The sequence below is a fragment of the Alkalihalobacillus pseudalcaliphilus genome, from assembly GCF_028610675.1.
Classification (GTDB): domain Bacteria; phylum Bacillota; class Bacilli; order Bacillales; family Bacillaceae_D; genus Alkalihalobacillus; species Alkalihalobacillus pseudalcaliphilus.
In genome coordinates, this window is the sequence record NZ_JAQQWS010000022.1 from 20,968 (window position 1) to 34,317 (window position 13,350).

Sequence of the window (13,350 nt, forward strand, 5' to 3'; positions counted from 1 at the left end):
CATAGGACTCCTGTTAACGCCAGCTACGTTACACGCTTATGCCATTTGAAGCGACACTCGCATATAAATTCCTCCGAGACCATCTTCTAACGTGGATTTATACTGGTTTTCAGCTTCCCCAGCTCTCTACACAAGTAATGATTTACTTGCTAATAAATCTCAGGCAGTTATACTCATCTCTTCATCGGACATTGATATTTCTTTCATTCTTTCCAATATTGTAACCAAAATATACCGAACAATCAATAAAACTGTCAAGAACGATCATATATATAAGCAAATGGTGTTTGCTTTTCCTGTAAATAACCTTCTTTGCTTAAGTTTTTCAACTGTGCCTTCCATTGTTTGATGTCCCAAGACTTTGATGCTTTTTTATTTAGTTCATTAAGCTGGTTCATGATTTGAACTTCTGTTAATGGAAGAAACTCATCTAAAGCATCCATTAATTCTTTAGCATCTAGTTCAGTTCTTTGTTCTAATTCATCAAAAGGGTTCGTTGTGTGAGGGCTTGACGAATGGGCTAGCCGGATTCTAACAGCGATGGTTCTTCCCATAATCGCAGAAGATACAAAAACATCCCCCGATCGTAAATAAGGAAGCCTTTTCCCTTCTTCTGCTGTTAAATCCGTTTCTTCCTTAATCGTTTGAATATCCGTTCCCCTTACCGTTCGAAATACAAATTTTGAATTAAGCTGTGCGGTTATCGTTTCATCTAAAAGGGTTGGCCTTTGAGTGGCAAAAATAAGAAACACACCATACTTTCTACCTTCTTGGGCAATTTCTTTTAAAACTGATTTTGAAGGTGCTTCATATCCCTTTGGTGCAAAATTGTGAGCCTCATCTGTTACAATGACAAACGGCGGGAAAAATTCCGCTTGTTTTTGTTGCAGTCGGGCATCTTTAAATGAACGTCGTTTCCCATAGAGCGAGCCAATGACATAGCTTGAGAACACTTGTAATAACCAAACTGCTCCCTGTATAACGACGAGCTTACCTGCTTGTAAGCCTTGTTCAATCATACGTATATGATGCTGAAAAAGCCCAGCTTGATAAAGCCTATTCAAGCGCCACTGAATGCCTTTTACTGATGATAGTGGCAAACTACCAAATTGGTCTAATAATTTCTTAAACGTTTGATACCGTTGGATTTCCTCTTTCGACATCCCTCCATCATGTAATATTCCATCTAATTTTTGTTTGCCAATTTCCAATGCCTCAGCAAGGTTCGCGACGCGATCACTAAATGATTGATAACTATCCTTCCTTTTATGAACGGATTGAATGACATTCACCATTGATTCTGTTAATGTACCAGACGCTCCTAATAGCCTCTCTACATCACGTGTTGATAAAGCGGAAAAATCGACGCCTACATCACGCCCAATTTGCGTAACGATATACTGTTCTTTAAAGTGAGGCCCTTCCTCATTTTCTTGAACGGAAAAGCTCATTTCAAAATGAGGATCAAAAACAACCGTAGGGATTTTGAGTTTCATTAACTCCTCGAGCATGACTCTTAATCCGAAAGACTTCCCCGATCCAGAACCGCCAAATACACCTATATGAGGGTATTGTTGCATCGATCGAATATCAAAAATAAATGGGACTCCTTTTTGCACACGCGCCTTTTCGTCCTCTTGGATTTGTACTAAACCTTGTAACTCAGCTGGAAGTGTATCACTTACATATTCTGTTGACTTAATTTCCCCAAGGATCATTCCTTTTTCAGCCGTTGTCTGCACTAAAAGAGATTCAATTTCCTTAAAATGAGGGTGCCGCACATGTGCACCTGTTTGAATCGGATGAATGGCTTCTTCAAATAAACGTACTTTGGCAAGGTGAATATCATCTGCACCAATATCATAGCCAATATGCTCTAATGTTTTAAGCACTCCATCATCAACAAGTCCTTTATCAAACCCCATAGGAATATAACGATTATAAGAAAATGTTTCAACAACCTCTCCTTTAGGCTTACTTAAAATGTCGTCCTCAATAATTAACAGTTCATTCATTTTGAATTTATGCTCTTTTGAAGCAACATACACCTCATGTTGTGTTGTAATCCCTACTATTTGCATAATCTAACTCCTCCTATTAATAAGGTCTCCACTGTCTTTTCTTCTTTAATAATCGCTGCTGTAGCTCTGTATCCATATACTGCTCTACTAACGCTTCTACCAACTGATCTGTTAGCCTAATTTCACGATCAATATGATCTAACCACAGCGGAATGCCTCGGCCATCCTTAGGTGTTAGTGCCGCTAAGATACGTGCAATTTCCCACTTTTGTTCGGCTTGTTCCTCTAACATATCATATCCTGTCATTTGTGGATCGAGACCAAATCTCACCCAAACAGATTGTAATCCAGCCTTATGTTGTATTTCTTCTATATAAATAGCTTCACCTTGATTTAATACACCAAATAATATATCACGATCATACGTATAGGCCTTTTCTAACCCTTTAAAGCTTTCTGTTTTAATTAAATTCTCCGTCGTGATCTCTTCAGATACTCCGACTAAAATCACATCATCTTCCAAGGCTTTTTTCTTTAGGCGCTCCCATGCATCTTTAGCATCAATACGATAATGGTATAAAGCACCATCCATCATCAATAACTTGACTTTATGCTTATCGATTAATTCGTAGGCAGCCTCAAGCTCTAATTTGGCTAATAGATGTGAGCGCTTCTTTTTCGTGTGACTTTCTTCTTCTACCTTTTCATTTCCTTCTTCCTCTAATAAAGGAAAGAAAACATCTGAATTTTGATAAGACTCTCCACTCGTTGCTTTTGCTAGTGCTTGAAAAAAGTAAATCACATGAGGAGGTTCTCCCTTTGTTTGATTAACTGATCCGTCAACACCTGCAACAAGGCCACCCTCTAACCAATTAATTAGGTCTTCTGTGGTAATGGGAGATATTTGTCGAATAATAGCCTGCGATATTGTCAATTTATGTCGAATATCTGTATAATCCGTATTAGTAGACTTATATTTTTGTCGAAAGCCCTGGTTTACTTTATTAATCTTCTTTAAAAAGTCCTGGTTAATTGTTAACAATTTTATCCATACCCCTTTTTTGAAAATCCTAATTTAATAAGGTTCTTTGAATTTTTCACACGATATCACCACAAAAAAATATACGGAATTCAAGAAATATTATTTGACTTGTTTTGGAAACATTGGTATTCTTAGTTCAGATAGAAAAATGTCGAATAATGACACACATTATCATATATTAATAGTCTGAGAGGAGACAATTATTATGAAATCTACAGGTATCGTTCGTAAGGTTGATGAATTAGGACGTGTTGTAATTCCAATCGAACTTCGTCGCACACTTGATATCGCGGAGAAGGACGCTTTAGAAATTTATGTTGATAACGATCGTATTATCTTAAAGAAATATAAGCCTAATATGACTTGCCAAGTTACTGGTGAAGTATCTGATGATAACTTATCTATCGCTGGTGGCAAGATTATTCTTAGCCCAGAAGGTGCTAAAGAAGTACTTAAGAGTTTAGAAGACTACGTAACAAAAACACAAGCATAAGCAACATGGACAAGATGTTGAAAGACTCTCGATTCAATCGGGAGTCTTTTTATATAAAAGTTACCTAGGGATCGATTGGTTGTGCCTTGAGCACGTCATCCATCTGGTGATTATGACCTTAGCAGGACAGTGCTCCTTACGTTTAATCTTGTTGGTGATAGATTTGGTAGACCTCTCTTTTTGGGACGCCTCGATCTTTTGCCGCTTGTTTGACTGCGTCTTTTTGATTAAGACCTAACTGAATATAATGTTCAACATGGGAAGGGATCGTGATTTCTTGCCACCACTGTTTCTCATCAGAGCATTCTTCGTCAGTAACTCCTTCGACAATTAAGCAGAACTCCCCCTTTACTGTACCGTGTTCCACCCAGTTAATGGCTTCGGCTAGAGTACCCCTTTGATATTCCTCAAATTTTTTCGTTAACTCGCGAGCAATCACAATTTTCCGATCACCTAACTGTAGGTTTAAAGCATGGAGCGTTTCCTTCAAACGGTGTGGAGCTTCATAAAATATGAGAGTTGCCCCTACACTTTTTACCTTTTTTAACGATTCCTCACGTTGTTTTTTCTGTCTCGGTAAAAATCCAACAAAATAAAATTGTTCGGTTGGTAACCCTGAAGCAATCAGACTCGTTAGAGCCGCATTCGCTCCTGGTAAGGCAACCACACTCATATTCTCTTCCTCTAATACAAGTCCAACCAAATCATACCCAGGATCTGAAATCGCTGGCATCCCAGCATCACTAACAATAGCTATATTTTGTCCTGCTCGCAATTTCTCAATGAGTTGCTGACCGGCTGACCGTTTATTGTGCTCATGATAACTAATTAATTTCGTTTCGATCTCAAAGTAATGACAAAGCTTCTTTGTTTGTCTCGTATCCTCACAAGCAATATAATCAACTTCCTTCAAAGTTCGAATCGCTCGATATGTCATATCCTCTAAATTACCAATTGGTGTTGGAACAAGATATAAAGTCCCTACTTCATTTTCTTTAAAGCTTTTTTGCTCTTTCATGTAGCCTCACCTTTCTCTTTTGCCACCACTTTTTCTTTCTGTTTTCTAGAAAGTTTTTTAAAGGCGTACTCTGCTTTTAATGCCTCTGATCTTGTCTCATATTCAAACATATGCACAAGCTCAAATGGTCCACGACCTCTTGTATATTTTGCCCCTTTTCCTGCCTGATGTAACCTTAGTCTCTTATTAAAATCATTCGTGTATCCCGTATACCAGGTCCCGTCGTTACAGGCTAGCACATAGACAATATGCTTCAACCGATATACACCTCTTTGAATTCATCTGTATAATTACCTACCTCATCTAAAATCACCAATGGAGGAATGACTTCAAGTGCTGGTTGCCCACCTTTAACCGCTTCGATTAATACCATATTCGCCGCTTTATCTTTTTTAGGATGAATAAGTTGCATCCGCTTTGGCTCGAGCTGGTATTTCCTCATCTCAGTAAAAATATCCGCCATCCGCTCCGGACGATGAACAATCGCAACCTTCCCTTTATACTTAACTTGTCCACTACACACACGTATTACGTCCTCTAATGTGCAAGTTATCTCATGTCGTGCTAACGCTAAGTGCTTGTTCAAATTTTTTTCTGCTGCTTGGTTTGCTTCAAAATAAGGAGGATTGCAGACAACAACATCATACTTCCTATTCTTAATTGATAGTGGTAATTCATTCAAATCACTTTCAATAAAAGTCACTTGATTCTCTCTTCCATTTAAGTCTCGGTTTCTATTTGCAAATTCAATAAGCTCTTTTTGAATATCCACACCCGTAATAAGCGCTTTTGTTCTCGTACTTAAAAAAAGAGGGATAACACCATTACCGGTACACAAATCTAAGATATGTCCCTTTTGAATGGGCACCCTCACAAACTGTCCTAATAAAATCGCATCGATAGAAAAAGCAAACACAGACGGACTCTGAATCATCTTTAAGTCTGTTCCACTTATAAAATCAATACGTTCATCCTTAAACTGCTTCACCATGTCTCCTGCCACTCCTACACATCTATCTCGTTCGTTTCTTTAAGTGTACCATAGAAAAAACACAAATCCCTAAAATAGAAAGGCGAGAAAAGCGTCTTACGAATCAACGCTCTGACCAAGAGACCATTCTATACAAAAAACCCTCCGTATAACGGAGGGGATCAAAAGGTTGGCCTTACTTTTGGTGTAAAAAAGAAAGACAAAATAAGCAATCATCGCCAGCTTGGCGAATACTTCCATAATGCGTATTACAAATATGGAAGCCTTCTTGGTAAAGTCTAGCTAAATTATCATAGCCTTCACCTACACGAGCTTTCTTCTTTTCTTCTTTCTTTTCTTCCTTATTATCTATTTCCGATGGAGTTTCAAGCCTTTCACGCAACTTCTCATTCTCCATCTTTAAGCCCTGATTCTCTTCCAATAGCTGAGCGAGCTGCTCTTTTAAACTACGCATCTCATGATGAAGATCACCAATGCGCTCCTCTATTTCGCTCACTTGATTAAAAATTGCTTTTTTGTCCACTTCTCTTCCACCTCATTATTCTGTGGCTTCTTGGGCGGCCTTTTGATTCATTAATTCATCCAAAGTAAATTCTACAGTCCTCTCACCTTCAAATAACTCCACTTGCACAAGTTTTTCAAGGATATTCAGACCTAACACTTTTCCATCACCTTCAGGCGTCTTAATCTTTTTGCCTATATCGGGTAACTCCTTTTTCGCCTCTTCATAGTGATCATTCTCATATTTCAGGCAACACATAAGCCTTCCACATAAACCAGAGATTTTGGCTGGATTTAATGATAAGTTTTGATCCTTGGCCATTTTAATAGACACTGGTTCAAAATCCCCTAAGAAAGACGAACAGCAGAGTACTCGACCACAGGGTCCAATGCCACCTAGCATTTTTGCTTCATCACGAACGCCAATTTGTCTTAGCTCAATCCTCGTACGGAAAATAGCTGCTAAATCTTTAACTAGCTCACGAAAGTCTATTCTTCCTTCCGCCGTGAAATAAAATAACACCTTATTCCGATCGAACGTATACTCTACATCAACAAGCTTCATATCTAAATTGTGCTCTTGTATCTTTTCGGTACAAACGCCTAAAGCATTTCGAGCCGCTTCACGATTCTCTTGTACAATTAATTTATCTCTGACTGTCGCAACTCGAATGACTTGCTTCAGCGGTAAAACAACATCTTCCTCGCCAACGGTTTTCATACCGATGACAATCCGCCCATATTCAATCCCACGAGCGGTCTCGACTATAACTGCCTCCCCTTTTTCAAGCTCCAATTCCCCTGGGGAGAAATAATAGATTTTGCCAGCCTTTTTAAAGCGGACACCGACAACCTGATGCAAACCGTTATCCCTCCTGTATGTCTAGCAAAAGCTTCTCCATTAGAAGCTGGTGCGCAACATGTGCATGTAAGTACTGCTTGGCTTTCACAACAGCCCCCATGCTTTTATTTATTTTCTCTTGCGAACTAGAGAGTGCCTGTTGCTGTAATACGTTGGTTTGGTCAACAAATGTTTCTACGTCCTTACCAACTTGTGTATAAAAAAGGTCTCTTAACCATAAAAGGATCATTTCTAGACCTAGCTCCTGCTCATGTTTCTCTTTAAAGAGCGGGACCCACTTTTCCTGAACGGTGAAAAATGATTGCTCAGGTCTTTCATATAACTCACTCATTAATTGTATCACTACGGTCCGTGCTTGTGCAATCCAATCTCCCTCAGATAATACGATTGCTTCTTCAAAACTTGTTGTGAGACTTGCTAATAAATGTGCTGTTACATTCGGGATCTCTTTTTCTCTTAAACTTTGTAAAAAACCTTCTCTAGGTAGTGGTTGAAAACTTAATGGCTGACTTCTCGATTGAATAGTCGGTAAGATGGCATTTGCTCTTTCTGTTAATAACAAAGCTAATGTAGGGGCTTCTGGTTCTTCTAAAAATTTCAATAGACTATTGGCAGCACTTGCCGTCATCTTATCAGCATGATGAACGATATATACTTTTTGCTTTGATTCCATCCCTCTATACGTAAATTCTTTCTGTAGATGCTCAACTTGCTGCTTTTTAATCGACAATCCATCAGGTTCAATCATATGTAAATCAGGATGATTACCATTGTCTATTCTTTTACAGTCCATACAAATTAAACAGGGTTCAGCCCGACCGTCATCGCGATTCTGACAAAAGTAGCTCTTCGCTAGCAGAAGAGCTACTTTTGTTTTTCCCGTTCCTTTACTTCCTTCAAGTAAATAAGCGTGGGCGAGCCGATTCTTTTCTATGCTTCGAATTAACATTTTTGCAACTCTAGGTTGTAAGGTTTCTATATTTGCCCATGTGTGGTTCATGTCATCACCTATTAAAACTGTTCAAACTGCTCAACCGGAAGAACAAAAACAGTGGCTCCTCCAACTTGAACCTCGACAGGATAAGGAACATACGAATCAGCATTACCACCCATCGGTGATATTGGAGCTACTAACTGTTCACGGCTTTTACAATTCTCTTTAATGATTTCCATCAATGTCTCTATCTTTTCATCCTCTGTTCCAATCAAAAAAGTTGTATTCCCTGCTTTTAAGAATCCACCGGTACTTGCTAATTTCGTCGCTCGGAAATCGGCATCAATTAAAGCATCTGATAAACGATTGCTATCTTTATCCTGGACAACAGCCATCACTAATTTCATTGTTCGTTCATCTCCTTTAATCTCTTATATTGATCATGCATCGTAATAGCATGCATAACTTGTTGAAAAACATCTTCAATTGAATGATTCGCATTAATCACTTGTATCCGCTCAGGATACATATGGTTTACTTTATCATATCCATCTTTTACTTTTTCGTGAAAGTCAAGCTTCTCCTTGTCTAAACGATTCACTTCTCTCTCACTATCACTTGATATTCGAGCCAAACCAACTTTAGGGTCGACATCAAAGTATAATGTTAATCCGGGATAGCACCCTTCGATCGCAAATTCATTAATCGCTAGTACTTCCTCCAACCCTATTCCTCTTGCAATACCTTGATACGCTAAACTACTGTCTATAAAACGATCACATATAACAATCTTACCCTCTTTTAACGCTGGTAACACCTTTTCAATAAGGTGTTGCCTTCTAGCGGCTGCGTATAGAAGTGCTTCCGTCCGTTCATCCATCTCTGTATGTGTCACATCTAAAATGACTTCTCTTATTTTCTCAGCGATCTTAATACCGCCTGGTTCTCTCGTTCTCATTACATCGAATCCATGATCTTTGAAAAAGTGCTCAACCTTATCAACAATCGTTGTTTTACCGGCACCTTCTCCTCCTTCGACTGTAATAAACCAGCCATTTAACATTGATCTTCCTCCACATCTATCGTCAAAATCTTACCCTTCTTAGCTTGATAACCTTGAAACCTCGCTCCAGCTTGACTCAATCGCTCAATTTGATTGATCACTTCTGCACGAATCCTTTCACCTGGATATACCAAAGGTACACCTGGTGGATAAGGGATCACAGCCTCTGCCGCTATTTCCCCTACTGCCTCTGCTCTCGATCTTTCAATCTGAGTAAACCTCGATACTTGATGAATAGTTAAAACAGATATATTTTCTTGCTGTTTATTTACACGTGGTACGACTCGTTCTTGAATGGTATAAGTATGTAAATAATCACGTATTAACTGAAGCTGCCGACTTACCTTTTCTGGCATTTGAACAAACCCACATACAAATAGTACATGAAACTCATCGGCAAGCTCTGTTTCTAAATCAAACTTTGAAAAGATACGTTGTAACTCATATCCAGATAAAGCTGTCCTTGTCTTTATTGTAACCTTTAAAGGGTCAATTTGTAACAGTGTATCATCATATTCAACCACTTCAATTTGAGGAATTAATTGTAACTCAAGCTTAAATTGCTCAACCGAATGTACAATACTTTGGAGAACTTCCTCATTTATATTCTCCATAAAGTCCCTCGCTCCTTCTAAAGACGCCAGTAATAAATATGAAGGACTACTAGACTGTAACATAGCAAGAGCTTGCTCCAGAACTTCTACCTCATCATCATTTATGGATTCAGAAATATGTAAGTAAGCCGACATTGTTAGCGCTGGCAACATCTTATGAGCAGATTGAACAACGATATCAGCCCCTAAACTCAAAGCGGGTGGTGGGAATGGTTCACCCACTTGAAAATGAACCCCATGTGCCTCATCAACCAACACCTTAAGATTGCACCTCTTTGCTTCGGCAATAACTTCTTTTACCGGTAAACTAACCCCATAATAATTAGGATACGTAATTAAAATCCCTTTAGCATGTGGATATTTTTGATAAGCTTCTTTCACAATATTTGGCTCAAGACCAATCGCTTGTCCTGTTTGTTCATCATAACATGGCTCTAAAAAAACAGGGATTGCCTCCCTAAGCGATAAACCATTTAGAACCGATTTATGACAATTACGTTGAACGAAAACATAATCCCCCTTCTGAAAGGAAGCATATATCATTGCCAGATTTCCAACAGTAGAGCCATTTACAAGATAATATGACTTCTTAGCCTTGTAATAATCCGCCAATAATTGCTGGCTCTCTAAAATAATTCCTGTTGGATCATGCAAATCATCTAAACCATCTAACTCTGTTACATCGAAGCTGAGCACAGACTTAAATTCGATTAACCCCTCCGGATAACAAGCCCCATTCTTATGGCCTGGCACATGAAACGAAACAGGTTTTCTATAATGAAATCTCTTCAAATAATCAATAATTGGTGTACTCATATATACCGACCTCTTCACCTTATTCCCTACCATTATATATGAAATTAAACAAACAATCATGGTCAAGGAAAAGGAAAATCTTTCTTTTATATTTACTTGGGTTTTATATGAAAGTTACTTATTGGCGATAGTTTGTGCCGTGAAATTAGCTCGTCATCCATCTCGCGATAAAACCGCTAATTCTCAAGTTCAAATAACCATCCATAAAAAAATAACAACAAAAACAAAGTTGTTCATTATCAATTTTTGAGGATTCTCACATTTTGCCGTAACCCCGCCGCTTTTTGGAGTTAGCTCGAAGAGTGCGCCCAAAAAGATTCAGCGCACCGCACAACCAGCCACCAATAAAAAAAGAAAGAGTAGTAACCCAGCAAGATTAACATCTAAAATCCAAGTGTTATTGACCGTAAAAACGGACCAAAAACAAAGGCCAGAAGGTCAAATTATCCTGAGAAATGAGCATCACCCATTGAACTTTCATACAAAAAACCTACAGCATACCTCCTTCTTCCGAAAGTCTACTGTAGGTCGAATTAATCCATCTTACTTCATACCACTATGTGATTGAATTTTTCTTAGTTGCTTCAAGTAATAAACATAATTACTATCATCTGTATCTGACTCAATAATTTTACGCTCACAGCTCTCACATAAAAATGCATCAATCACATGCATACCTTTTAACTGTCTTTCCTCACACACCATACATTTTTCAGCTAGCCGCAATTGAATGATTCCGGTTTTTTTCATGATAAAGCACCCCCAGCCTCATTGTCGGCAAATTTCATAAATTTCATACTTTTACTTCATAAACTCACACCATACTCACTGACCACTCTTCTTTAACCTTATTCATTGAAGCGCAAATAAGTGCCTATCCCTTGCAAAAAGAATAAGCTTAGTAAAAAAATACGTCCATCTTCATCATTTTTGCCCAATCATAATAAATTGAAAAAGCATGTAATAAACTAAATAATTATCAATTTTCTGCTATTAAATCTTACATTTTCTAGTTAATAAGCTTTACTTACATCCCTAATATTAACAATAATAAAAATAAATGAGTTGTTTAGATGGTTTAATACCTAAATATTAGGGGAAATAATCAATAATTGATATGAAAAACAGGTAATGGAACTAAACCTTTTTTCATATTCTTTCTTTTGTTTGTATATGGTAATATCATACTGATTTAACAAATGGAGGTTTTTAAATGTCGAAGAAGTTTTGGAGTATCGCATGGACTTTACTAATTGCTATTGCATTAATTGGTTGCAATAACGATGAAGAAGTTCAAGGAGAAGAAGTAAATAACCCGGAAGATGAGGAAGTAAATAAAAATTTAGCAGATGAAACAGATGAAGATGAGGAAGAAGAAATAGAATCGGAACTAGATGAAGAAACCGAAGATAATACAAGTGAAAATAATCAAGCAAGTGCTAATTTTGATGAATTAATTCAATATATGGAAGAAACTTCAGAGGGGAATGCAACCATTCTATATGAAAACACTCAATCACAAACGCATGAAGTGGACCAATTTTCCGTCACCTTAGAGCAATATACAGTTGTCGAATTAATTGATTTTCACACTAATTTTGCTATCCCTTTTGATGATGAGACTGACGGTGGTGTCCTAATTGCCGAATACACCATGACCAATGAATCCGATGAAGATCTTTTTTATATGCCTTCTTTAAATTTATCTTATACCGGAGCTACAAAAGCTTTTAATAACCACCAATATCTACTTCCTGAAGAAGAGCAAATACCTAATAAGCTTAGTCATAGTTCTGACTATTTGATCGAAGCTGGTGAAACCATTTCAGGTTACATAGCCTATCCATTCGGTGAAACTGCCTTTGAACAAGCATTATCTGCAGGGAGCGTTATGATAGATGTACCAGCTCCATTTGAGACTCAAGGTGATGTTAATTCCACGATAGGACAATCCGGTTCATTCACATTAAGTGTAAATGAAGAAGGTGCCGAAAGAGAAGAGCATAATTCTGGCTTCTACACAGATTTAATTACTGCAGCGGATATGGGTGATAAGGAATTAATCAAAGCTGACGATAATATCGACCAGGTTGATACATTAGGCGATGTTAGTCTAATGCTAGAAGGTTATCAATTCACAGAATTTACTCCCAATGAGTATGAAGCACCTCGATTTGAAAATTTTGTGAATGGTGTTGTTTTACTAACAGTTCGATTTGAAATTGATAACCAAAGTGAAGATGATCTTTCCCAAAGATCCATCACATCTACATTACACTTGAATGACGGTATGCAATTTACCATTAACGAAGGCATGCTTCTTGACTACAATTACGAAGATGTAATTGAAGCAGGAACAACAGGGGAGCTTCTTCAAGTTTACACGTTGGATCAAGAACAATATGAAAAGATTTGGAGCGATAAAACGTTTGAAATTGAGATTGGCCCAATGAGAGACCATGAAGGCACTGACATTTCAAAAGGTCATCGTGTAACCTTTACACTACCGCAATAATCATAGAGAAGGCTTATGAGTACCGTAACCGATACTCTAAGCCTTTTTCTTATTTTCAATATGGATGCTTTTCATCCCATCATAAAAGGGTATCTCTGTTGTCATACGTCCTCTAATTGTCTCGTATTTTCTTGTTCTATGCCTTCAAGATATTCCTTCGATTCATCTAGACGTTTTTTCATTTCTGCTCTTGTACTTGTACCGTGTCCCGAGATTAATAATTGGACAGTTTGCACCTTAAAACAAACCTCGGCTTTTCTAATCGTCTCAACATAATGATGATATCGCTCAAATATAAATCAGGCTTCGCGTGTTTCGCTTCGTAGCCGCTTGTTCTTTATACTTAATAAAGCGCTCCCTATTAGGCATGTATTTGATCACCTGGCAACGTCCTACTGTCTCCTCGGATTCTCTTCTTCGGGGAAGTATGGCATGTAGCGATTTCCCCGATGCCTCTCACGAAGTCGCACGAAGAGAACC

The 13,350-nt window shown here is 38.0% G+C and carries 15 protein-coding genes; 2 read left to right on the forward strand and 13 right to left on the reverse strand.

What is annotated here, in order from left to right; genetic code table 11:
• Window positions 1-254 precede the first annotated feature (254 nt).
• Together PQ479_RS21290 and PQ479_RS21295 are read right to left on the reverse strand one after the other, a co-directional pair.
• Window positions 255-2,081: an ATP-binding protein gene (locus PQ479_RS21290; protein WP_047990543.1), complete on the reverse strand. Its 1,827-nt coding sequence runs from the start codon at window positions 2,079-2,081 to the stop codon at window positions 255-257.
• Between the two features lie 16 nt (window positions 2,082-2,097).
• Window positions 2,098-3,063 (reverse strand): DNA double-strand break repair nuclease NurA, encoded by a 966-nt coding sequence (locus PQ479_RS21295; protein ID WP_047990542.1) that lies wholly within the window; start codon window positions 3,061-3,063, stop codon window positions 2,098-2,100.
• Between the two features lie 205 nt (window positions 3,064-3,268).
• On the opposite strand from PQ479_RS21295, the gene PQ479_RS21300 reads away from it, so the two are divergent.
• Window positions 3,269-3,556, forward strand: a complete 288-nt coding sequence (locus PQ479_RS21300; RefSeq protein ID WP_047990541.1) for an AbrB/MazE/SpoVT family DNA-binding domain-containing protein — start codon at window positions 3,269-3,271, stop codon at window positions 3,554-3,556.
• A 142-nt stretch (window positions 3,557-3,698) separates the two neighbouring features.
• On the opposite strand, the gene rsmI is transcribed toward PQ479_RS21300, so the two are convergent.
• The 10 genes from rsmI to PQ479_RS21350 all read right to left on the reverse strand — a co-directional run bounded on the left by rsmI (window position 3,699) and on the right by PQ479_RS21350 (window position 11,105).
• Window positions 3,699-4,574, reverse strand: a complete 876-nt coding sequence (gene rsmI, locus PQ479_RS21305) for a 16S rRNA (cytidine(1402)-2'-O)-methyltransferase (RefSeq protein ID WP_047990540.1) — start codon at window positions 4,572-4,574, stop codon at window positions 3,699-3,701.
• A complete protein-coding gene (locus PQ479_RS21310; RefSeq protein ID WP_047990539.1) occupies window positions 4,571-4,831 on the reverse strand; it encodes a GIY-YIG nuclease family protein in 261 nt (86 codons plus the stop codon). The genes rsmI and PQ479_RS21310 overlap by 4 nt, the downstream gene beginning before the upstream one ends.
• A complete protein-coding gene (locus tag PQ479_RS21315; RefSeq protein ID WP_047990538.1) occupies window positions 4,828-5,565 on the reverse strand; it encodes a tRNA1(Val) (adenine(37)-N6)-methyltransferase in 738 nt (245 codons plus the stop codon). The genes PQ479_RS21310 and PQ479_RS21315 overlap by 4 nt, the downstream gene beginning before the upstream one ends.
• 175 nt (window positions 5,566-5,740) lie before the next feature.
• Window positions 5,741-6,088, reverse strand: coding sequence for a DNA replication initiation control protein YabA (gene yabA / locus PQ479_RS21320; RefSeq protein ID WP_047990537.1), 348 nt, complete (start codon window positions 6,086-6,088; stop codon window positions 5,741-5,743).
• Between the two features lie 15 nt (window positions 6,089-6,103).
• Window positions 6,104-6,928 (reverse strand): PSP1 domain-containing protein, encoded by an 825-nt coding sequence (locus PQ479_RS21325; RefSeq protein WP_047990536.1) that lies wholly within the window; start codon window positions 6,926-6,928, stop codon window positions 6,104-6,106.
• Between the two features lie 4 nt (window positions 6,929-6,932).
• Window positions 6,933-7,928 (reverse strand): DNA polymerase III subunit delta', encoded by a 996-nt coding sequence (holB, locus tag PQ479_RS21330; RefSeq protein ID WP_047990535.1) that lies wholly within the window; start codon window positions 7,926-7,928, stop codon window positions 6,933-6,935.
• Window positions 7,929-7,939: 11 nt separating this feature from the next.
• Window positions 7,940-8,269, reverse strand: a complete 330-nt coding sequence (locus PQ479_RS21335; RefSeq protein ID WP_047990534.1) for a cyclic-di-AMP receptor — start codon at window positions 8,267-8,269, stop codon at window positions 7,940-7,942.
• Window positions 8,266-8,925, reverse strand: coding sequence for a dTMP kinase (gene tmk, locus PQ479_RS21340; RefSeq protein ID WP_047990533.1), 660 nt, complete (start codon window positions 8,923-8,925; stop codon window positions 8,266-8,268). Before tmk ends, PQ479_RS21335 begins: the two co-directional genes overlap by 4 nt.
• A complete protein-coding gene (locus tag PQ479_RS21345) occupies window positions 8,919-10,355 on the reverse strand; it encodes an aminotransferase class I/II-fold pyridoxal phosphate-dependent enzyme (RefSeq protein ID WP_273717201.1) in 1,437 nt (478 codons plus the stop codon). The genes tmk and PQ479_RS21345 overlap by 7 nt, the downstream gene beginning before the upstream one ends.
• A gap of 543 nt (window positions 10,356-10,898) precedes the next feature.
• On the reverse strand, window positions 10,899-11,105 hold the full coding sequence (locus PQ479_RS21350; RefSeq protein ID WP_047990532.1) for a sigma factor G inhibitor Gin: 207 nt from the start codon (window positions 11,103-11,105) through the stop codon (window positions 10,899-10,901).
• Between the two features lie 463 nt (window positions 11,106-11,568).
• Between PQ479_RS21350 and PQ479_RS21355 the strand changes: the two genes are divergently transcribed.
• Window positions 11,569-12,870: a DUF5068 domain-containing protein gene (locus PQ479_RS21355; RefSeq protein ID WP_047990531.1), complete on the forward strand. Its 1,302-nt coding sequence runs from the start codon at window positions 11,569-11,571 to the stop codon at window positions 12,868-12,870.
• A 101-nt stretch (window positions 12,871-12,971) separates the two neighbouring features.
• On the opposite strand, the gene PQ479_RS21360 is transcribed toward PQ479_RS21355, so the two are convergent.
• Complete coding sequence (locus PQ479_RS21360) at window positions 12,972-13,106, reverse strand: hypothetical protein (protein ID WP_273717202.1); 135 nt, start codon at window positions 13,104-13,106, stop codon at window positions 12,972-12,974.
• Between the last annotated feature and the right edge of the window lie 244 nt (window positions 13,107-13,350).

Bases quoted from the DNA above. Each gene is read 5' to 3' on its own strand.
- PQ479_RS21290 (WP_047990543.1), bottom strand. From the start codon at position 2,081: ATGCAAATAGTAGGGATTACAACACAACATGAGGTGTATGTTGCTTCA.
- PQ479_RS21300 (WP_047990541.1), top strand. From the start codon at position 3,269: ATGAAATCTACAGGTATCGTTCGTAAGGTTGATGAATTAGGACGTGTT.
- rsmI (WP_047990540.1), bottom strand. From the start codon at position 4,574: ATGAAAGAGCAAAAAAGCTTTAAAGAAAATGAAGTAGGGACTTTATAT.
- PQ479_RS21315 (WP_047990538.1), bottom strand. From the start codon at position 5,565: ATGGTGAAGCAGTTTAAGGATGAACGTATTGATTTTATAAGTGGAACA.
- holB (WP_047990535.1), bottom strand. From the start codon at position 7,928: ATGAACCACACATGGGCAAATATAGAAACCTTACAACCTAGAGTTGCA.
- PQ479_RS21335 (WP_047990534.1), bottom strand. From the start codon at position 8,269: ATGAAATTAGTGATGGCTGTTGTCCAGGATAAAGATAGCAATCGTTTA.
- tmk (WP_047990533.1), bottom strand. From the start codon at position 8,925: ATGTTAAATGGCTGGTTTATTACAGTCGAAGGAGGAGAAGGTGCCGGT.
- PQ479_RS21345 (WP_273717201.1), bottom strand. From the start codon at position 10,355: ATGAGTACACCAATTATTGATTATTTGAAGAGATTTCATTATAGAAAA.
- PQ479_RS21350 (WP_047990532.1), bottom strand. From the start codon at position 11,105: ATGAAAAAAACCGGAATCATTCAATTGCGGCTAGCTGAAAAATGTATG.
- PQ479_RS21355 (WP_047990531.1), top strand. From the start codon at position 11,569: ATGTCGAAGAAGTTTTGGAGTATCGCATGGACTTTACTAATTGCTATT.